Genomic DNA, 19,721 nt, shown 5'->3' with positions numbered 1-19,721 from the left:
GCAGCGGGGAGGGTGGCCTGAGCGTAGCGAAGGTCGGGTGGGGTCTCTCCCCACGTGACGTCGGAGTTTGGGGAAGCACCCCACCCGTCTCGAAGCTCGCTGAACGCTCGCTTCGATCCACCCTCCCCGCTGCGCGGCTTCGCCGCTTGGGGGAGGGAGAAGGCGCCCCCTACTTCTCCCTCACTGCCACATCCGGCACCCGCCCGAAAATCCCCGCCTGCTCCGCGCGGCCTTCCGCCACCAGCCGGTCCGTCGCCTCTTCGATCCGCTCCGCCAGCAACGGCAGAAACGCCTTGCGGTCCATCCCCGCCGGCAGCGGCTTCAGAAACTCGACAATCAGCGTGCCGGGATAACGCAAGAACGTGCGCCGCGGCCAGAACAGGCCGGAATTGAGCGCCACCGGCAAACACGGCTCGTTGCTCATGGCATAGATCTGCGCGACGCCGCTCTTGTAGTCCGGCGGTGCGCCGACGGGACGGCGCGTGCCTTCCGGAAAAATGATGAGCTGACGACCGCCCTGGATCGCAACCGCAGCGCGCTTGCTCATATCCATCAGCGCGCGCACGCCGCCCTTGCGGTCGACCTCGATCATCTTCGACTTGATCAGATACCAGCCGAAAAACGGAATGCGTCCGAGCTCCTTCTTGTAGATGAAGAGCGGCCAGTCGAAGAATTGCAGCAGCGCAAACGTTTCCCACATCGACTGATGTTTTGACGCGACGACCAGCGGACCATCGGGAATGTTCTCGCGGCCGCGCACCTCGAACTTCGTATTGCAGACCACACGCATCAGCCAGATGCTGCTGGTGCCCCACAGTTTGGCGATCGTCATGAAGAAGCGCGGCGGCAGCGGCAGGGTCGGGATCGCCACCAGAATCCAGAACACCAGCAGCGCGTAGAACAGCACCTGATAGATCAGCGAACGCAGGAATATCATGTCTTCAAACTTCGCTCGATCACTTGTGTCAGGTGGCTCAGGACACCGGCTTGCGCGGCGCGGGTTCAGGCAGCTCGTTGGTATCCGGCATCAGATCGATGCCGATATGAGCCAGCCGCGCCCGCGCTTCGGCGGCGATGAATTTCACATATTCCGATAACAGCAAACGCAGCGTGGTGCCACTGGTCCACCAGGCCTCGTCGCGCCAGCGCTCGCCGATCACCGAGAACGGGATCAGCTCCACATCCGGCAGTTCATGCGACAGTTCCACCAGCGCACGCGGCATGTGGTAGTTTGACGTCACCACGATCAGCGAATGAAAGCCCTGCTTGCGCACCCAGCGCCGCGTCTCCACCGCATTGCTGCGCGTGTCAGTCGCGCTGCGATCGAGATCGACGCAGCAGGCGAGCAGGCGCTGGTCATTGTCCGGCAGCGAGCGCTGGATATTGCCGATGCCATTGGTGGGGTGCACGCCGGAGATCAGCAGCCGCTTGCCAAACCCATTGGCGAGCAGATCGAGCGCATCGGCGACGCGCGACGAACCGCCGGTCAACACCACGATGCCGTCGGCCTTGGTGGATGGCGTGATATCGCCGCTGCGCAACTGCGACAGGAAGGCGACGAAACCAACAAGGCCGGCCATGAAGGAGACGGCGATGGCGCCAACGATCGCCGCACGGATCAGCCGCCGCTTCGGAAGCGGTTTGGCCGGTGCGTCATCGATCTGGTTCTGGTCGTCCAACAGGGTCATCGTTTCGGTGCGGTGTTTTGCGGCCACAACTTTATGAGTTTTTCGGAGTCTTGGCGATATTGCAGCCCCGACGATGGCGCTCGATCACCTCTCCCCACCGGGGAGAGGTCGATCCGGCGAAGCCGGAGCGGGTGAGGGAGCGCCGCAAGCTCCATCCGAGTGTCCCCCTCACCCGGATTGCTGCGCAATCCGACCTCTCCCCGGAGGGGAGAGGTGTCACTCCGCGCGTCGCTTCAATATCAGTCGATATCATTGAGCGTCGCAAACAGCGTGCGCCGCGATGCAGCAGCGGTGATCGCCGCGATCACCAGCGCCTGCGCGGCAAGGATCAGATAGCCCGATGGCCGCAGCGAGAAGGTGCCGAGCAGTGCTGCGAACTGGTCGCCCACCGGCGTGCCGGAGAACCAGCTCGCAATGGATTCTGAGAAGCCGAACATCAGCATCGCGACACCGCCGCCGATCACGCCGCCCTGCAGGCCCAGCCGCAGGAAGTGGCGGAAGAAACGATTGGCGATGTAGCGATCGCCGGCACCGACAAAATGCAGCACCTCGACGATCGGCTTGTTCGCCGCCATGGCGCCACGCGTCGCGAACGACACCGATATAATGGTGGCGACAATGACGAGCGCAAGGATGCCGAGCCCCGCCAGCACCACCGCCGAGGTCATGGAGCGCATGCGCTCCACCCAGGCGCGGTGATCGTCCACGCTCGCGCTCGGCGTGATTTGCGCAACACGCGCGCGCAGGCCCACGATGTCCAACGCTGTCCCCGGCGTGACGCGCGCGACGATCACACGCGGCACCGGCAGCTCATCGAGCGACAGGCCCGTGCCGAGCCACGGCTCCAGCAACTGTGCCGATTGCTCCTTCGTATAGGGCTGCACTTCGACAATGCCCGGCTGGCCGCGCACCGCATCCGACACCGCCTGGGCATCGCGTTCGAGATTGCGCCCTGCAATCGGCTTCACCTGAATCGTGATTTCACTGGCGACTTCCGATTGCCATTCCGACGCCGAGGCGCTGATCAGAAGCACCGCACCGGATGTGATCGAGGCGAGAAACGTCATGATCGCCACGACCGCGACCAGCGCGCGGCCGGCGATCTGGCCGCTCGGCACGATGGGCGACGCATTGCGCGCCTTCGCCGGGACCTGCGGGCGCTCCTGCCCGAGATCCATCAGCGGTCCATGCTCGTCGCCGATCCTGCTCACGCCTTCAGCCTATTCATACATATGCAGCCGGCCCTGATGCAGCACCATGCGACGCGCGTCGTACTGGTCCATCAGGGTGATGTCATGGGTGGCGATGATCACGGCAGTGCCGGATTTGTTGAGCTCGATGAACAACCGCAGCAGGCGGCGGCCCAGCGTCGGATCGACGTTACCGGTCGGCTCGTCCGCGAGCAGCAATTGCGGCCGCGCGATCACCGCGCGCGCAATCGCGGCGCGCTGCTTCTCACCGCCGGACAGAATCGGCGGCAGCGCATCAATGCGCTCGCCAAGCCCGACCCATTTCAGGAGATCGATGACTTCGCGGCGATAGCTGGATTCGTCGCGGCCCATCACACGAAACGGCAGCGCGACATTCTCGTAAGTCGTCATGTGATCGAGCAGGCGGAAATCCTGCAGCACGATGCCGATACGCTTGCGCAGATCGGCGATCTCGTCCTTGGCAAGCAGCGAGATATCCTGGCCGAACAGATTCACCAGCCCGCGCGTCGGCCGCAGCGACAGGAACAGCAGGCGCAGCAAGGACGTCTTGCCGGCGCCAGAGGGGCCGGTCAGGAACTGAAAGGAATGCGCGGGGATCTGGAAATTCAGATCGCGCAAAATTTCCGGACCAAGCCCGTATCGCAGGCCTACATTTTCGAACCGGACCACGTGCAGCTCCGTTCGACGGGTTCACTTCAGGCGCAAGATATCGGTCATTTGCTTGTGCGGCCGTTATGGTTTCCGATTCGTTAACGGTCGTCTTGTAGCTTGCACCGCATGTCATCGGCACTCGGCACCATGCATATCGTCTGTCCCCATTGCACGACGTCCTACGCCGTCAATCCGGCCGGCTTCGGCGAAGGCGGCCGCACCGTCCGCTGCGCGCGCTGCAAGGAAACCTGGCTCGCCAAGCCGGAGAACCTCGCCGCGCCCAAGCCGGCGATGGCGGCCAGCCAGCCCGATCAGGATGAAGACCTTGCCGCCTGGGGCGTCTCCGAGGATGAGGCGCGGGAACCCGATGTTCCCGTGGTCGAGAGCCCCTCGATCTCGGCCGACTGGCCGGCGGAACCCAAGGTCCAATTGCGCACCGAGGACACCGACTGGACCATCGCGGCCCGCGACGAGGCCGAACCGGTGCTTGGCAGCCTGCGCGCGCGCCCGAGCAAGCTTCGCAAGTTTGCCCCAAGACTGCCGCAACGCGGCCTCAACAGATCGCACATTTTGCCCGTCGCAACGGCCGCAATGGCGGCATTTACGATGGCACTTCTGATCTGGCGCGTCGACATCGTCCGCCTGATGCCGCAAACCGCTGCTTTCTATGACGTTTTCGGCCTCGACGTGAACATCCGCGGCCTTGCTTTCAAGGACGTCAAGGTCACCACCGAGACCGTCGACGGCAAGCCGGTGATGCTGATCGAAGGCTATGTCGTCTCCGAGACCCGCGTGCCGACGGCGATGCCGCGTCTACGTTTTGTGGTGCGCGACGAGAAAGGCACCGAAATCTATGCCTGGAGCGCCGTTCTGGAGCAGCCGGGCCTCAATCCCGGTGATAAGACATGGTTCAAGTCCCGCTTGGCGTCGCCGCCGGCGGAAGGCCGCAGCATCGACGTGCGCTTCTTCAACAAGCGCGACGTCGCCGGCGCGTAAGTTTGAGGAATAGCTATGTCGCGTATCCTGATCGCCGATGACGAGGAGCCCCTGCGCCTGCTGGTCGGGCGCGCCATCGGCATGGACGGCCATGAGATCGTCACCGCCGAGGACGGCGCCGAAGCCCTTGAAATCCTTACCGAACAGGAAGGCCGCTTCGACCTCCTGCTGACCGATATCAAGATGCCGATCATGGACGGCATTGCCTTGGCGCTCGCCGCTGCGCGTGATTTTCCGGACCTCACCATCCTGCTGATGACCGGCTATGCCGACCAGCGCGAACGCGCGACCGGGCTCAATGCCATCGTGCATGACGTTGTCACAAAGCCATTTTCCGTCGCCGATATCCGCACCGCCGTCGCGGATGCGCTGGCGTCGCGCAACAAGGCCTGACTCCTTTAGCTTTGTCGCAGAGCTGTGCCGCCCTGCGGCCTCTGGTGCGCGCCCTGTCGCTTTTGTAGAAATCGCGGCAAGCGAGCAATCGCGCCACTCTGATACCGTCACGGGGAATTCGCATGACTGACGCCGACCTCGAAGCCGCCGGTTGGACCGTCATGCATGATGACGGCTTCATCCAGCTGGTCGGCCCGATGTGGCATCGGGAGGTGAATGGCGCGCATGAATTCGCGATCCTCGGCCAGGAAAAGCACCGCAACCGCCGCGGCGTGGTGCAGGGCGGCGCCGTGATGACCCTCGCCGATCGCAGCTGCGGCATGGGCGCCCGCGCGGCGTCCGGCGCCGAAGCCCTCGCCACGGTGCAGATGGATACCTATTTCGTCGATGCGGCCCGGATCGGCGACCTGATCGTGTCCCGCCCGCGCGCGGTGCGCACCACCAAAAGCCTGATTTTCATGACGACCGAAGTCTCGGTCGGCGACAATCACGTGGTCGCCACCGCCCATGGCGTCTTCAAGGTGATGCGGGACAGTGCCGACAAGGGCCGAGCCCCGACCTGACCGCGGCGCGCATCGTCGGACAAGCGTTTCTTTTTGCGGAACGAAAAGGCGATCTGGCTCTTATGACAACTGCAGCGTTCGGTTGCAGTGCGCTGTGCGTACCGTCCATTCATATGCAAGATACCTTTTGAATCATGGCTTTTTCCACCCATCGCACTCCTAACGCCCTGCTTGCGCCCGGACTCGATACGGAAGAGCCGATGACGACAGCCACCTCAAAAGAAACGCCTGTTGTCCTTGTGGTCGAGGACGATCCGCTACTGCGTATGAACGCCGTCGATATGATCGAGGAAGCGGGCTTCCGGGCGATCGAGGCGCCGAATGCCGATGATGCCATCCGCATCCTGGAAGAGCACAGCGAGATTCGCCTGATCTTTACCGATATCGACATGCCCGGCTCGATGGATGGATTGGCGCTCGCGCACGCTGTCGCCAATCGCTGGCCACCGGTGCGCATCGTTGCGACATCCGGTCATTTCAAAGTCAGCGAGAGCGACCTGCCGAATGGCGGCCAGTTCATTCCCAAGCCTTATCGGCAGCATCAGCTGATCGACATGCTTGCCAATCTGCAGTTTTCAAGACACGCATGACGTGTATTATAGCGCGTTAGCGCTTGACGCTCTGCCACGGCCCGGCCACGCTGGTTGCGACATACCAGCTTCGGGTGGGGGCAATCGATGTGGGCATCGCTGCAGCGTTTTCTCGACAGTTCCATGTTCGCGCCCCATGGCATCTGCCTGCTCTGGGATCCCGGCCTGATCTGGCTCCATGTCGGCGCAGACGCGCTGATCGCAGCGGCCTATTTCTCGATCCCCGTCGCGCTCACGATCTTCGTTTCCAAGCGACGTGACGTCGAATTCGGCTGGGTGTTCTGGGCCTTCGCGCTGTTCATCATGGCCTGCGGCCTGACCCATGTGATGTCGATCTACACATTGTGGGTGCCTGCCTATGGTCTCGAAGGTCTTCTCAAGGCGATGACCGCCGTCGCATCGGTGGTCACCGCAGTGATCCTATGGCCGTTGCTGCCAAAGCTGCTGGCGATTCCCTCCCCCGCCCAGCTGCGCGAAACCGAACTGGCTCTGCTGGAAGAAAGCCGCCATCGCCGCGAGGCGGAAGACCTCCTGCGTCACACGCAAAAAATGGAGGCGATCGGCCAGCTCACCGGCGGCGTCGCCCACGACTTCAACAATCTGCTGACCATCATCAGCGGCAACCTGGAAATCGCCGAGCAGAGCGTCACGCAGTGGACCGAGGCATCCCGCGACCGCCTCAAGCGCGTGATCCGCAGCGCCGCCAGCGGCTCACAACGCGCCGTGGTGCTGACGCAACGACTGCTCGCTTTTGCAAGACGGCAGCCGCTCGACCCGAAGGTCGTGAATGTGAATGGCCTGCTGCAAGGCATGTCGGAATTCTTCCAGCGCACGCTGAGCGAAAACATCCATCTCGAGATCGTCGGCGGAGCCGGCCTGTGGCAGGTCGAGGTCGATCCGAGCCAGATGGAGGCCGCGATCCTCAATCTCGTCGTCAACGCACGCGATGCCATGGCCAGCAATGGCAAACTGACCATCGAAACCAGCAATGCCTTCATCGACGAAGCTTACGCCCTGCAATCGGACATCACCGTCGGACAATATGTCCTGATCTCCGTCACCGATGACGGCCCCGGCATGCCGAAGGACGTGCAGGACCGCGCCTTCGATCCGTTCTTCACGACAAAAGAACCCGGACAAGGAACGGGCCTCGGCCTGAGCCAGGTCTATGGTTTCGTCAAACAGTCCGGCGGGCATGTGAAGATCTACAGCGAGGTCGGCGAAGGCACGACGATCAAGATCTATCTGCCACGTAACGCGCGCCAGCCCGACTATACGGCGGATGATCAGCATCCGGTCGTGGGCAGCAAGGGCGACGAGGTCATCATGGTCGTCGAGGACGATCCCGATGTGAGATCATATCTGGTCGAAACGCTCGAAGGCCTGAACTATCAGGTTCGCGCCGCATCCAATGCCGATGCCGCAATACGCGACTTCGCGGAGGACCCCGAGCCGTTTGACCTTCTGCTCACCGACATCGTGATGCCCGGCATGAATGGGCGACTGCTTGCCGACGAGATGGTGAAGCGCCTGCCCGGCCTGAAAGTCCTGTACATGACGGGCTATTCACGAAACGCCATCGTGCATCAGGGACGACTCGATCCCGGCGTGTCGCTGCTTCAGAAGCCGCTCACCCAGGCCGCACTTGGCGGCAAGGTGCGGGAGATGCTCGACAAGCGCTAGGATGCGCGATTCGAGACAACGCCGAGCAAGGGACGCGCATCACGCGTTGCCTGATGCTGCGCGAGCCAGCGCTCGAAATCAGGAACCGACAGCGCCGGTGCGTGCACAAACCCCTGGGTGACATCGCAGCCGAGCTCAATGAGCAGCTTGCGCTGGCCTTCGGTCTCGACGCCTTCGGCGACCACGATCATGTCGAGGCTCTGACCGACGCGGACGATGGCACGGGTGATCGCGAGCGCGCTCGCCTGGCTCTCGATGTCGCGCATGAAACTGCGATCGATCTTGAGCTCGCGCACCGGCAGATCGGCGAGCCGGCTGAGGCTCGAATAGCCGGTTCCGAAATCATCCATGGAGAGCCGCACGCCGAGTTGCCGGATTTTTTCCATGGTATCGATGGCCATGGAATGCTCGCTCATGACGACCCCTTCGGTCACTTCGAGCATCAGCATGTCGGGCGTTAATTCGTTCTCTGCGAGGATTTCACCGACTCGGCCTGCAAGCTCGCCGTTCTGGAAATTGATCGGCGACATATTGACCGATACGCAAGGTACCGCGAGCCCCGCTCGACGCCAGGCGGCGAGCTGTCGGCAGGCTTCGCGCAACGACCACATGCCGATCAGCTCGATGAGACCGTATTCTTCCGCAAGCGGAATGAATTTCGAGGGCGACACCTCGCCGAGTACGGGATCGCGCCAGCGCGCCAGCGCCTCGACACCATAGACACTGCCATCCGTACGCAGCTGCGGCTGATAATGTAGACGCAACACGCCGTGAACGATGGCATTGCGAAGCGCGATACTGAAAGCGAGCCGTTCTTCGGTGACGCGGTTCATATCGGCGCTGAAGAAGCGATAGGTGGAGCGCCCCGCGAGCTTGGCCTGATACATGGCGGCATCGGCATGCTTGAGCAGACCATCGATATCGCCGGCATTGTCCGGATAGATACTGACGCCGATACTGGCCGAAACAGGCACCGTCCTGGCATGGAGCTGGACCGGCTGAACCAGCGAATCCAGCAATCGACAAGCCACGGCGGCAGCGTCTTCGACCTGGCAGTTCGGCAAGACGACGACGAATTCGTCGCCGCCCTGGCGACTGATCGTGTCACCGGGACGAATATGTTTGCACAGACGTTTGGTGACGCTGACCAGCAGGTCGTCGCCGACCGAATGGCCGAGCGTGTCGTTGATATCCTTGAAGTGATCAAGATCGAGGAACATGACCGCGATCTTGTCGCCGGCGCCTGCAGCCTCGATATGCCTGGTCATGAGCTGGTGCAGTTGGGCACGGTTCGGCAAGCCCGTCAGAGCATCGAAATAAGCGAGGCGCGCGATCTCGCTGCGTGCTTCATGGCGTTCGATCGCCAGTGCACAGAGATGCACGCAATTGTCGACGATCGTCTGATGCCAGCGCGTCGGGGTCCGCGACTCGCGAAAATAGAAACCTATCGCGCCGATCACACGCCCGTCCCTCGCCTTGATCGGCGTCGACCAGCACGCCTGCAAGCCAGCCTTCAGCAGCAACTCATTATACGGCAGCCACTTGGGGTCGGTCGCAATATCAGGAGAAAAGACTGGCTCGCCGCTGAATGCCGCGGCTCCGCAACAGCCGACATCGGGACCAAGCATGAGGCCATCGATCGATTTCGAGAAGCCTGCAGGCAAACGATCGCCGCCGAGCGGATGTAACAGGCCCGCGGGATCAACATGGAGCACCGAACAGACGACATCGGGCGCGATCGCCTCGACACGACGGCAGAGATCGCCGATGACATCCAACACCGGCATGTCATTGGCGAGATGTTCGAGCGTGAGGTGCTGCAGCGAATGAATCTGCTTGCTCTCGGTGATGTCCACGAGGATGGCCACCAGATTCTTCACCTCGCCATTGTCATCGCGATGGGCATTGACGGTGGTCGAGATCCAGATCTCTTCGCCATCCTTGTCGTAAGTGAGCAGATCCTCCTGCCCATGCCCCTCAGCTTCGATCGTGGCGTGGAGACGCTCGATCGTTTTGCTATCGGTATATTCGCCGGTCAGAAGATGCTGCGGGTGCCGACCGATGGCTTCCTCCAACGAATATCCGAACAGATCGGTGAAGGCCTGGTTGACATAGTTGATGTGCAGATCGCGATCCGTCACCATCACGACGCGATCGGTCTTTTCGGCGACAAGCGCCATCAGCGCATTCTGCTCGCGGCGCCGGATCTCATCGCTGACGTCGCGCACGAAATTGATGTAGAGCGTCTTGCCGCCGTAATCGACGCGCGAGATCGAGAACGCACCCCAGGCCTCGCTGCCGTCCTTTCGGCTGATGCGGAATTCACGCCGGCCTTTTACGGGTGCATGCGTCGGCAACGCTGCTTTCAGCGCAATGACCCCTTCGAGATCGGCGCGCACATCGGGTGGCACCAGCATATTGACCTGGCGACCGACGACCTCTGTACGGGCGTAGCCCCACAATCGCTCGGCGGAGGCATTGAAATGGCGGATCTCATTGCCGATGCCGGTGATGACCACCGCGTCCACCGCGTGTTCGAATGCCGAGAACAGAGCCCGTGCAGCGTCGCCGGGCGGGCCGAGCGGAAGCTGATCGGTAGGGCTTGCTGGCATGGCTCGACTTTCACTCAAGGATATCGCGCGGACCGCCACCGACCGGACGGTCCGTGGCGCAGACACCGAACGTATTCAGACACCAATCTGCAAACTCTTTGACTCGCACCATCCAATCACCCGACAACAACGGACGTGGTTAACGATGCATGAAGTCTGCCAACAGTGCCAGACCATCCGCTAAGCCGCTGTTGAGTCGATATTTTGTGGATCCGCACTGTTGCTCTTATGCGCGGTGCGACACTCGGAAACGAGCGTTGTCCACTGTTCTGCATGACGCGCAGAGAGCCATGTTTCGAGGCCCGATGGTGACAGGCCCGGAGCATAGATGAAGCCCTGTATGACGTCGCAACCGAGATCCGACAGGATCTTGTGCTGCCCCCCGGTCTCGACGCCTTCCGCGACCACCGTCATGTTCAGGCTCTGGCCAACGCGCACCACGGCGGTGACGATCGCCAGTGCGCAATCCTCCGTTTCGATATCGCGCATGAAACTGCGGTCGATCTTCAATTCCCGCACCGGAAGCTGCGCCAGGCGGCTCAAGCTGGAATAGCCGGTGCCGAAATCATCCATCGAAAGCCCGATCCCGGCGGCACGAATGCGTTTCATCGTATCGAGCGCGGTTGCACGCTCGTTCATCACGACGCTTTCGGTGACTTCGAGGACAAGGCGGTTCGGCGACAGGCCGTGCTCCGCCATCATGTCCACGATCAATGTCGGAAGATCCGCATTTTCAAAACTGAGCGGCGACAGATTGACCGAGACACACGGGACGTGAAATCCCTGGCTTCGCCACGCGGCCATCTGCCGGCATGCCTCGCGCAATGACCAGATTCCGATCTGGTCGATCAGACCGCATTCCTCGGCAAGCGGAATGAATTTGCCCGGTGAAATCTCGCCAAGAGCAGGATCGGTCCAGCGTGCGAGCGCCTCGACTCCATAGAGGCCACCATCGGCAGCGCGAATTTGCGGCTGGTAATGCAGATGCAGGCCGCCACGCGCGATCGCCGCGCGTAGTGCCGTGCTCAGCGCCAGGCGCTCCTGCGCTGCGCGGTCCATCTGGTTGCTGAAGAACCGATAGGTCGAACGGCCGGCCTGCTTGGCGTTGTACATGGCCGCATCGGCATATTTCAGCAGGCTATCGAGATCATCGGCATTTTCGGGATAGATGCTGATGCCCGTGCTGACCGATATCGACACCTTGTTGCCGGCGATCTGCACCGGAGCCGACAGTGCTTCGGTCATCCGCTGGGCGATCTGCGCAGCCTGATCGGCGTCGCAGGCCGGCAGCATGATGATGAATTCGTCGCCGCCCTGCCGGCTCAGCACATCACCCGGACGCAGATTGCTGCGCAGCCGCTGCGTCACCTGCACCAGCAATTCATCACCCGCGGAGTGCCCGAGCGTGTCGTTGACATCCTTGAAGTGATCGAGATCGAGGAACATCAGCGCGAGCCGCCGGCCTTCCGTGCAATTGGCAACGCCGCGCTCCATCAGATGCCGCATATGCGTGCGATTGGGCAGTCCGGTCAGCGCATCGAAATAGGCAAGGCGCGAAATCTCCTTGCGGGCCTCTTCGCGCTCCAATGCCAGCGCACCGAGATGCACGCAGGCATCGACAATGCTCTGGTGCCAGCGGCTCGGGCTGCGCGACTCACGATAGTAGAAAGTGAATGTGCCGATGACGCGGCCATCTTTCGCCTTGATCGGCGTGACCCAGCAGGCTTTCAACCCGGCCGCCACCACGGCAGAACCGTAGCGCTTCCAGTTCTCTGACGCCGCGATATCGGGCACGAATACGGCCTCGCCGCGGTAGATTCCGCAAATAGCGGCATCACCGTCCGGCACGATCCGTAGCCCTTCCATGGAACGCACATGCGCCTGCGGCATGCTGGGCCCGCCGAGCGGATGTAGCGCACCTTCCGGGTCCACATAGGACAGCGAGCAGATCACGTCCGGCGCCAGCTGTTCGACCTTGCGACACAGATCGTTCATGACTTCCAGCAGCGGACGCTCATCGGCAAGCGCTTCCAGGATATGGTGTTGCAGCGACTGCAACTGCTTGCTTTCGGTAATGTCGGTCAGCAGCGCGATAATCTGCTTGATCGTACCCTGCTCGTCGCAAATCGCGTTGACGGCCGTGGACACCCAGATCTCGTTGCCATCCTTGCCATAGACCAGGAGCTCTTCTTCGGCTGCCCCTGTGGAACGAACCAGATGATGCAGGCGCTTGACGACCTGCTGATCTGTATAAGGGCCGGAGAGAAGCTCCACCGGCGTCAGCCCGCATACTTCCTCGCGGCTGAAACCGAACAGATCGGTGAAGGCAGCATTCACATAGTCGATGCGACCATCGTGGTTGGCAATAAAAATGGCGCGATGGGTCTTGTCCGCGACCAGCGACAGGCGCGCGATTTCCTCGCGCTGCTGAACCTCCAGGGTGACATCGCGAACGAAGCCCATATAGGTGATCTCGCCGTCCACCTCGACGCGTGACATCGAGAGCGCGCCCCAGATCTCCGTTCCGTCCTTGCGCTCGATACGCACCTCGCGGCTGCGCCCGACGATGCGATTCACGCCCGTTGCACGATTGGCGTCGACATATTCGTCGTGATGCTTCCGGAATGGCATCGGCACCAGGCAGCTGACATTGCGGCCCAGCACCTCGTGGCGGCTGTAGCCCCATATGCGCTCGGCAGCAGCATTGAAATGCGTGACATTGTTTTGAGCGTCGATCATCACGACGGCATCGATAGCCTGTTCGAGACCGGCCAGCAGCGATCGAGTCGTGTCGGTCTGGTGGGGCTCTACAAAATTCATCGTCGCAACTCGCAAACAATCGCAATTTTCAAAACTGAGCGCGTTCAAAAAAGCCCAGATGCCGGTTGCCCGGCATGGGTGCGATGATATGTGCAAGTTGTCGCTAATCTATTGCACTGCGCCAAGGCGGTCTGCCGAGCAGAAACATCATTAAGCTGCAGCTAAAACGCTACGCTCCATAATTGCCCGGAAGAGCGCGCACAATCCGTGCGGGATTTTTCTCGCAAGGCCTTCACCCATTTGGGTGAGGCAAGGCGCCAATCTCCGCTTCGCGAAGGTGAGATCGGCCTTAATGTACTTCCGCTGCGAGCACAGCTTCGACGCGAATTTCTTCGGTGAGACGCGCTTTGAGATCCGAAAACGCCGGGCTGGTCTTGATTGTGTAGTGCCGGGGATGCGGCAAATCGACCGGGATATCGGCCTTGATACGGCCGGGACGCGCCGACATCACCACCACACGCGAGGCAAGGAAGATCGCTTCCTCGATATCGTGGGTGACGAAGATCACGGTCTTGCGCTCGCGCTCCCAGATACCGAGCAGCAATTCCTGCATCAGCGCACGCGTCTGATTGTCGAGCGCACCGAATGGTTCGTCGAGCAGCAGGATCTTTGGATCGTTGGCCAAAGCGCGTGCGATCGCCGTGCGCTGCTGCATGCCGCCGGAAAGCTGCTTGGGGAAATGATTGGCGAAGCTGGTGAGGCCGACCTTGTCCAGCCATTCGCGCGCGATATTGCTGCGCTCCTTCTGGGAGATGCCGCGTTCGCGCAGGCCGAAGGCAATGTTCTCCGCAACCGTCAGCCAGGGAAACAGCGTGTAGGACTGGAACACCATGCCACGATCGGCGCCGGGGCCCGTGATGGCCTTGCCATCGAGCAGGATGCGACCGGTGGTCGGCGTGTCCAGGCCGGCCACCATGCGCAGCAGCGTGGATTTTCCGCAGCCCGACGGGCCCAGGATGGTGACGAAGTCATTGTCGGCGACGTTGAGATTGGTCGGCTCCAGCGCACGCGTGGGCGTGCCGCCGCGAACGGCCGGGAAAACGCGCGAGACGTTCTCGACGATGAGCTTGCTCAAATGATGCTCCACGGGAACAGGCGCTTGTTCGCAGCCTTGAAGGCGTAGTCCGAGATCAGGCCGATGATGCCGATCACGATGATGCCGAAGATGATCTGGCCGGTGGCGAGCAGCGCCTGGCTGTCGATGATCATATGGCCGATGCCCGACGACGAACCGATCAGTTCGGCGACGATCACATAGGTCCAGGCCCAGCCGAGCACGAGGCGCAGGATCTCGGCGATCTCGGGCGCGGCCGACGGGATGAGCACACGGCGCAACACGCCGTCATCTTTTGCCCCCAGCGTCAGCGAGGCCTCGACCAGATCACGACGTACGCTGCCGACGGCGACGGCCACCATCAGGATCAGCTGGAAGACCGAGCCAATGAAAATCACCAGCAGCTTCTGCATTTCGCCGATGCCGGCCCACAGGATCAGCAGCGGAATGAAGGCCGATGCCGGCAGATAGCGCGCGAAGGATACGAACGGCTCAAGGAAAGCCTCGACCGGCTTGTAGGCGCCCATCAGGATGCCGAGCGGCACGGCGACAAGCGCGGCGAGCACGAACCCGCCGACGACGCGCCAGATCGTCATGCCGATGTCGAACAGGAAGTTCTGCTTGGTGAGCAGGAACCAGCCATCCTCGAGCATGGTCAGCGGATTGGCCAGAAACGTCTTCGATACGAAGCCGCCGAAGGTCGCATAGGACCAGCCCGCGACGAACAACACGAAGAACGAGATGCCAAGCACCACGCGCGCAGATGATGAGATGGGGGCGAGTGGCTTCATGATCAATATGCGATGCCCGTGGTCGTCATTGCGAGGAGCTCTTGCGACGAAGCAATCCAGTTCTTGTGACAAAGAAAGACTGGATTGCTTCGCCGAAGCAAAATTGGCGAAGCCAATTTTGCAGGGCTCGCAATGACGGTTGTGAGTGATGTGTCCGTTTACTGGATGAAGCTTGGATCTGCGAGCTTCGTCATATCGGGCAACTGCTTGATCACGCCGATTTCGAGCAGCAGATCGGCAGCTTCCTTCGAGAAGGCAGCATGTTCACCCGCGAAGAACTTCTTGTTCGCCTCCTGATCCTGCCAACGCAGATACTGCGCAGAAGCGCCGAACTTCTCGCCCGTCTGCTTCACATCGGCGCCCATGATTTCATAGGACTTGGCCTGATCGGACTTGATCATCGCAACCGCCTCGAAATAGCTCTTGGCCAGCGCCTTCACCGCGTCCGGATTCTCCGAAATGAATTTCGGCGCGCAGCCGAACGTATCCATGATCATCGGATAATCCAGCGTGGTCGCGATGATCTTGCCGGCTTCCGGCTTCTCGCGAACCGCGGACAGATACGGCTCATAGGTCATGGCCGCATCGTTCTGGCCGGCGATGAAGGCCTGCGCTGCGGGACCCGGCTCCATGTTGACGACCGAGACATCCTTCACGCTGAGACCGTTCTTCTTCAGGAACCAGGCGAGCGTGAAATAGGGCGCGGTGCCCGGTGCCGAAGCGGCGACGGTCTTGCCCTTCAGGTCCTTGATCGAGCCCGTCGCGGAGCGCACGGCCATGCCGTCAGCGCCATAGGACTTGTCGAGCTGGAACAGCTGCGTGGTCGGCACGCCATTGGCGTTCCAGACAATCCAGGTTTCCACCGTGGTCGCGGCGCATTGCACATCGCCCGACGCGATGGCGAGGTGACGGCTCGCCTGCGGCACCTTCTTGATGGTGACGTCGAGGCCGTTCTTCGCGAAGATGCCGGCTTCCTTCGCCAGCGTCAGCGGCGCGAAACCGGTCCAGCCGGAAATCGCGATCGTCACTTTGGTCTGCGCCGCAGCAGGTGTTGCGACAAGAGCCGCGAGCATGGCGGCGACGGATGCTCCAATCAACTTCATAACGCACTCTCCTCAGCCAGTTTAGAATAATACTGCATGGCAACATGGCGGATTGCCAGAGTCAATTTATGCGCCGCCCCTGCGACAGAAGGTTCATACTGCACGCCATCAGACCCGCCCCGCAGGCGTGAAACGCGCGGTGAGCCGATAGAGATCGTTCGGATAGGTGACGCGTACAGAAGTAATGATCCTGCTCTTGCGCCAGGTGCGACGCTCGACCACGAGACAGGCGGCCGGCTTCTTCAGCACCAACGCAGACCGTACATCGTCGTCGGCGAGACATGCGGTGATCTGATGCTCCGCCTCGTTCCATGGCACGTGACCAAGCAGCCACGTGCCCGGCGGCACATGCGCAAAATCGATGGTCGCCGCAGGCGGCACCACGTCGAGATTGATCAACCGCTCCTCATAGGCAAAGGGACGGCCCTTGGCGATATGACGGCAGTTCAGCGCGAGCACGTCGCAGCTGCGATCGGTGCCGAGGCGCTCGAGATCGTCCTTCGTCGCCTTGCGCCGCTTGCGCACCAGCAACTCATAGCCATAAGCCTCGCCGCGCTTTGCGATCTCGGCCTGGATATCGGGAATATGCAGCACCGCGGATTGCACCACCGGCTTGGCGACAAAGCTGCCGACACGGCGCTTGCGCTCGATCACACCGGCCGCCGCAAGGCCCGATAGCACCTTGTTCACCGTCATCCGCGAACATTGATAGGTCTCGACCAGCTCATGCTCGAACGGGATGCGATAGCCGGGCGGCCAGCGACCCGACAGGATCTTGTCTTCGAGATCGGCACGAATGCGCTGATACAGCGCCTGTGGCGCGGCCTTGCCATTCGATGCTTTTGTGGCCCTTACTGTCGCCATCTAGAGACTCGCCAGTCGCTGGACGACACGACGATAGCGCTCGGTAATACCGGAGCGCTTGAGATGGCGCCCGCCTTCGACAACTTGCTTGCCACCGACATACACGCTGGAAATCGCGGACTTCCCGGCAACGAAAGCGGTCGCATCGAGCCAGCGATCTCCGCTCACACCGCAGAGATCGGGATGGGCATCATCGAGCACGACGATATCAGCACGCTGGCCGACCGCGAGCGCGCCGATGGCGCGGCCGGAGGCCTTCGCGCCGCCAGCCAGCGCATGCTCGTAGAGCGCGCGGCCGGTGGATTCGCCGGCATGGCGCGAGACCGCGTTGCGGACGCGATGCAGCAGACGCTGGCTGTATTCGAATTGCTTCAGCTCACCGAACGCCGAGATCTCGATATTGGAATCGGAGCCGACACCGAACACACCACCCGCCTCGATGAGCCGCGGACCTTCGAAAATGCCGTCCCCGAGATTGGCTTCCGTCAGTGGGCACAGACCGACAACGGCGCCTGATCTGGCAATACCCGCCGTCTCTTCCGGCGTCAGATGCGTGGCATGAACCAGGACCCAGCGTTGATTCACATCCACATGATCAAGCAGCCAAGAGACCGGGCGCTGGCCGCACCAGGCGATGCAGTCCTCGACCTCCTTCACCTGTTCGGCGATATGCATATGGATCGGACCGGCCGGGACGGCTTTCAGCACCTCACCGAGGCTCTCCGGCGTGACCGCCCGCAATGAATGCGGCGCGATGCCGATGGCTGCATCTGCGACCGGCTTGATAACCTCGCGCGAGCGCTCCAGCAAAGAGAGAAAGCGCGCGGGATCATTGATGAAGCGGCGCTGACCATGAACGGGCGCAGCGCCACCGAAGCCGCTGAAATTATAGAACACCGGCAACAGGGTCAGGCCGATCCCGGTCTCGACACAGGCACTGGCAATGCGCGATGCCAGTTCGGCGAGGTCGCCATAGGGCGCGCCGCTTGCATCATGATGCAGATAGTGAAACTCGGCCACCGAGGTGAAGCCGCCTTCCAGCATCTCGGCATAGGCATAAGCGGCGATGGCTTCGACATCATCCGGCGTCAGCGTATCGATGAAACGATACATCAATTGCCGCCAGGTCCAGAAACTGTCCTGCGTCTCGCCACGCAATTCGGTGAGCCCGGCCATCGCCCGCTGGAACGCATGGCTGTGCAGATTGGGCATTCCCGGCAGCGCAACGCCCTTGATGATTTCCGCGCCAGCGCTGCTCGAATTGTCGGCAACGGCCGCGATCACGCCATTCTCGATCGTCAGAATGACGTCGCGCGCCCAGCCGCCGGGGAGCAGCGCATGCGCGAAGAACAGCTTTGTTGCAGCACTTGCCGTGTGCATGGCGTTGGTCCGTTGCATTCAAAAGACGCTCGACAATAAGCGAGGGCGCTGATTATGTATAGACATAGAACGTCCCAAATGAGCGGCACCGCTTCATGACCTTCGACACTCTCTGGACCAATGCCCGCCTCGCCACAATGAGCGAAGGCCAGCCCGGCCTCGGTACGATCGAGACCGGGTGCATCGCAGCGAAAAATGGCCGCATCGCCTTTGTCGGCGCAGCGTCCGACCTGCCGGCTGGCACTGACGCTGCCCAGCGCATCGATTGCGGTGGCCGCTGGATCACACCGGGCCTCGTCGATTGCCACACCCATCTCGTCTATGGCGGCCACCGCGCGAATGAATTTGCGATGCGGCTGGAAGGCGCGACCTATGAAGAGATTTCGCGCGCCGGCGGCGGTATCGCCTCCAGCATGACATCGACGCGCGCGGCCAGCGAAGCGCAGCTGGTCGCCAGCGGATTGAAGCGCCTCGATCATCTGATCGCCGAAGGCGTCACCACCGTGGAGATCAAGTCCGGCTACGGCCTCGACAAGGACACCGAGATCCGCTGCCTGAAGGCAGCGCGCCAGATCGGCCACGAGCGCGATGTCACGGTCATCACCTCGTTTCTCGCCGCTCATGCAATGCCGCCGGAAGCCAAAGGCGACAAGGACGCCTATATCGATGGCGTGATCCGCGACACACTGCCCGCCGTCGCCGAGCTGAAGCTCGCCGATGCCGTCGATGCCTTCTGCGAAGGGATCGCTTTCTCGCCGGCGCAGACGGCGCGGCTGTTCGATGCCGCCAGGACATATGGCCTGTCGGTGAAGCTGCATGCCGACCAGCTCTCGAACCTGCACGGCGCGAAACTCGCTGCGGACTATGGCGCGCTGTCTGCCGATCATCTCGAACACACCGATGAAGACGGCGTCATCGCGCTGACCAAGGCCGGCACCGTCGCGGTGGTGCTGCCCGGCGCTTATTACACCCTGCGCGAGACGCAGGCGCCGCCGATCGCGCTGTTCCGCAAGCACGGCACGCATCTGGCACTCGGCACCGACAGCAATCCCGGCACCTCGCCGCTGACCTCGCTGCTGCTCACCATGAATATGGGCGCAACTTTATTCCGCATGACCGTGGACGAATGCCTGCTCGGCGTGACGCGGCAGGCCGCACGCGCGCTCGGCAAGCTCGATGACGTCGGCACGCTGGAAACCGGCAAATTCTGCGATCTCGCGATCTGGGACATCGAGACGCCCGCCGAACTCGTCTATCGCGTCGGCTTCAATCCGCTTCACGCGCGCATCCGGCACGGCCGGACCACCTTCACGCAATAAGGA

The 19,721-nt window shown here is 61.8% G+C and carries 17 protein-coding genes; 6 read left to right on the top strand and 11 right to left on the bottom strand.

Features of this window, described 5'->3' with window-relative positions:
- Positions 1-169: 169 nt before the first annotated feature.
- From AC1RQ5_RS04730 to ftsE, 4 genes are all read right to left on the bottom strand, one after another.
- Positions 170-937 (bottom strand): lysophospholipid acyltransferase family protein, encoded by a 768-nt coding sequence (locus AC1RQ5_RS04730; RefSeq protein WP_493197293.1) that lies wholly within the window; start codon positions 935-937, stop codon positions 170-172.
- A 37-nt stretch (positions 938-974) separates the two neighbouring features.
- Positions 975-1,688 carry a YdcF family protein gene (locus AC1RQ5_RS04725; RefSeq protein ID WP_493197291.1) on the bottom strand — a complete coding sequence of 238 codons (714 nt, stop codon included), beginning with the start codon at positions 1,686-1,688 and terminating at the stop codon, positions 975-977.
- A 239-nt stretch (positions 1,689-1,927) separates the two neighbouring features.
- Complete coding sequence (locus tag AC1RQ5_RS04720; RefSeq protein ID WP_398484434.1) at positions 1,928-2,899, bottom strand: cell division protein FtsX; 972 nt, start codon at positions 2,897-2,899, stop codon at positions 1,928-1,930.
- Positions 2,900-2,908: 9 nt separating this feature from the next.
- Positions 2,909-3,568, bottom strand: coding sequence for a cell division ATP-binding protein FtsE (gene ftsE, locus AC1RQ5_RS04715; protein WP_493197289.1), 660 nt, complete (start codon positions 3,566-3,568; stop codon positions 2,909-2,911).
- A gap of 129 nt (positions 3,569-3,697) precedes the next feature.
- On the opposite strand from ftsE, the gene AC1RQ5_RS04710 reads away from it, so the two are divergent.
- The 5 genes from AC1RQ5_RS04710 (at position 3,698) to AC1RQ5_RS04690 (ending at position 7,775) form a co-directional block, all read left to right on the top strand.
- Positions 3,698-4,546: an MJ0042-type zinc finger domain-containing protein gene (locus tag AC1RQ5_RS04710; RefSeq protein ID WP_493203310.1), complete on the top strand. Its 849-nt coding sequence runs from the start codon at positions 3,698-3,700 to the stop codon at positions 4,544-4,546.
- 15 nt (positions 4,547-4,561) lie between these two features.
- Positions 4,562-4,939, top strand: coding sequence for a response regulator (locus tag AC1RQ5_RS04705; protein WP_398484438.1), 378 nt, complete (start codon positions 4,562-4,564; stop codon positions 4,937-4,939).
- A 122-nt stretch (positions 4,940-5,061) separates the two neighbouring features.
- On the top strand, positions 5,062-5,502 hold the full coding sequence (locus AC1RQ5_RS04700; RefSeq protein ID WP_493197286.1) for a PaaI family thioesterase: 441 nt from the start codon (positions 5,062-5,064) through the stop codon (positions 5,500-5,502).
- Between the two features lie 200 nt (positions 5,503-5,702).
- Positions 5,703-6,092: a response regulator gene (locus AC1RQ5_RS04695; RefSeq protein WP_493197284.1), complete on the top strand. Its 390-nt coding sequence runs from the start codon at positions 5,703-5,705 to the stop codon at positions 6,090-6,092.
- Between the two features lie 87 nt (positions 6,093-6,179).
- Positions 6,180-7,775 carry an ATP-binding protein gene (locus AC1RQ5_RS04690; RefSeq protein ID WP_493197282.1) on the top strand — a complete coding sequence of 532 codons (1,596 nt, stop codon included), beginning with the start codon at positions 6,180-6,182 and terminating at the stop codon, positions 7,773-7,775.
- Here the strand turns inward: AC1RQ5_RS04690 and AC1RQ5_RS04685 are convergent.
- From AC1RQ5_RS04685 to AC1RQ5_RS04655, 7 genes are all read right to left on the bottom strand, one after another.
- Positions 7,772-10,387 carry an EAL domain-containing protein gene (locus AC1RQ5_RS04685; RefSeq protein WP_493197280.1) on the bottom strand — a complete coding sequence of 872 codons (2,616 nt, stop codon included), beginning with the start codon at positions 10,385-10,387 and terminating at the stop codon, positions 7,772-7,774. The genes AC1RQ5_RS04690 and AC1RQ5_RS04685 overlap by 4 nt on opposite strands.
- A 180-nt stretch (positions 10,388-10,567) precedes the next feature.
- A complete protein-coding gene (locus tag AC1RQ5_RS04680; RefSeq protein WP_493197278.1) occupies positions 10,568-13,207 on the bottom strand; it encodes an EAL domain-containing protein in 2,640 nt (879 codons plus the stop codon).
- Positions 13,208-13,496: 289 nt separating this feature from the next.
- Positions 13,497-14,282: an ABC transporter ATP-binding protein gene (locus AC1RQ5_RS04675; protein WP_493197276.1), complete on the bottom strand. Its 786-nt coding sequence runs from the start codon at positions 14,280-14,282 to the stop codon at positions 13,497-13,499.
- Positions 14,279-15,052 (bottom strand): ABC transporter permease, encoded by a 774-nt coding sequence (locus tag AC1RQ5_RS04670; protein ID WP_398483524.1) that lies wholly within the window; start codon positions 15,050-15,052, stop codon positions 14,279-14,281. Before AC1RQ5_RS04670 ends, AC1RQ5_RS04675 begins: the two co-directional genes overlap by 4 nt.
- A 158-nt stretch (positions 15,053-15,210) precedes the next feature.
- Positions 15,211-16,155 (bottom strand): ABC transporter substrate-binding protein, encoded by a 945-nt coding sequence (locus AC1RQ5_RS04665; protein ID WP_398483526.1) that lies wholly within the window; start codon positions 16,153-16,155, stop codon positions 15,211-15,213.
- Between the two features lie 108 nt (positions 16,156-16,263).
- Positions 16,264-17,019 (bottom strand): histidine utilization transcriptional repressor HutC, encoded by a 756-nt coding sequence (hutC, locus tag AC1RQ5_RS04660; RefSeq protein ID WP_493197274.1) that lies wholly within the window; start codon positions 17,017-17,019, stop codon positions 16,264-16,266.
- Complete coding sequence (locus tag AC1RQ5_RS04655) at positions 17,020-18,417, bottom strand: formimidoylglutamate deiminase (protein ID WP_493197272.1); 1,398 nt, start codon at positions 18,415-18,417, stop codon at positions 17,020-17,022. It abuts the gene before it with no gap.
- A gap of 77 nt (positions 18,418-18,494) precedes the next feature.
- Here AC1RQ5_RS04655 and hutI point away from each other — a divergent pair, with 77 nt between their 5' ends.
- A complete protein-coding gene (hutI, locus tag AC1RQ5_RS04650; RefSeq protein ID WP_493197270.1) occupies positions 18,495-19,718 on the top strand; it encodes an imidazolonepropionase in 1,224 nt (407 codons plus the stop codon).
- Positions 19,719-19,721 lie beyond the last annotated feature (3 nt).

This window comes from Tardiphaga sp. GW821-FHT12E02 (assembly GCF_058807155.1).
The sequence above is the reverse complement of the archived record's forward strand: the minus strand, read 5'-3'. Positions and strand labels throughout refer to the sequence as shown.

What these genes read in the sequence shown, in the direction of transcription:
- AC1RQ5_RS04730 (WP_493197293.1), bottom strand. Translation starts at nt 937, where the DNA reads ATGATATTCCTGCGTTCGCTGATCTATCAGGTGCTGTTCTACGCGCTG.
- AC1RQ5_RS04725 (WP_493197291.1), bottom strand. Translation starts at nt 1,688, where the DNA reads ATGACCCTGTTGGACGACCAGAACCAGATCGATGACGCACCGGCCAAA.
- AC1RQ5_RS04710 (WP_493203310.1), top strand. Translation starts at nt 3,698, where the DNA reads ATGCATATCGTCTGTCCCCATTGCACGACGTCCTACGCCGTCAATCCG.
- AC1RQ5_RS04705 (WP_398484438.1), top strand. Translation starts at nt 4,562, where the DNA reads ATGTCGCGTATCCTGATCGCCGATGACGAGGAGCCCCTGCGCCTGCTG.
- AC1RQ5_RS04700 (WP_493197286.1), top strand. Translation starts at nt 5,062, where the DNA reads ATGACTGACGCCGACCTCGAAGCCGCCGGTTGGACCGTCATGCATGAT.
- AC1RQ5_RS04695 (WP_493197284.1), top strand. Translation starts at nt 5,703, where the DNA reads ATGACGACAGCCACCTCAAAAGAAACGCCTGTTGTCCTTGTGGTCGAG.
- AC1RQ5_RS04690 (WP_493197282.1), top strand. Translation starts at nt 6,180, where the DNA reads ATGTGGGCATCGCTGCAGCGTTTTCTCGACAGTTCCATGTTCGCGCCC.
- AC1RQ5_RS04685 (WP_493197280.1), bottom strand. Translation starts at nt 10,387, where the DNA reads ATGCCAGCAAGCCCTACCGATCAGCTTCCGCTCGGCCCGCCCGGCGAC.
- AC1RQ5_RS04680 (WP_493197278.1), bottom strand. Translation starts at nt 13,207, where the DNA reads ATGAATTTTGTAGAGCCCCACCAGACCGACACGACTCGATCGCTGCTG.
- AC1RQ5_RS04670 (WP_398483524.1), bottom strand. Translation starts at nt 15,052, where the DNA reads ATGAAGCCACTCGCCCCCATCTCATCATCTGCGCGCGTGGTGCTTGGC.
- AC1RQ5_RS04665 (WP_398483526.1), bottom strand. Translation starts at nt 16,155, where the DNA reads ATGAAGTTGATTGGAGCATCCGTCGCCGCCATGCTCGCGGCTCTTGTC.
- hutC (WP_493197274.1), bottom strand. Translation starts at nt 17,019, where the DNA reads ATGGCGACAGTAAGGGCCACAAAAGCATCGAATGGCAAGGCCGCGCCA.
- AC1RQ5_RS04655 (WP_493197272.1), bottom strand. Translation starts at nt 18,417, where the DNA reads ATGCAACGGACCAACGCCATGCACACGGCAAGTGCTGCAACAAAGCTG.
- hutI (WP_493197270.1), top strand. Translation starts at nt 18,495, where the DNA reads ATGACCTTCGACACTCTCTGGACCAATGCCCGCCTCGCCACAATGAGC.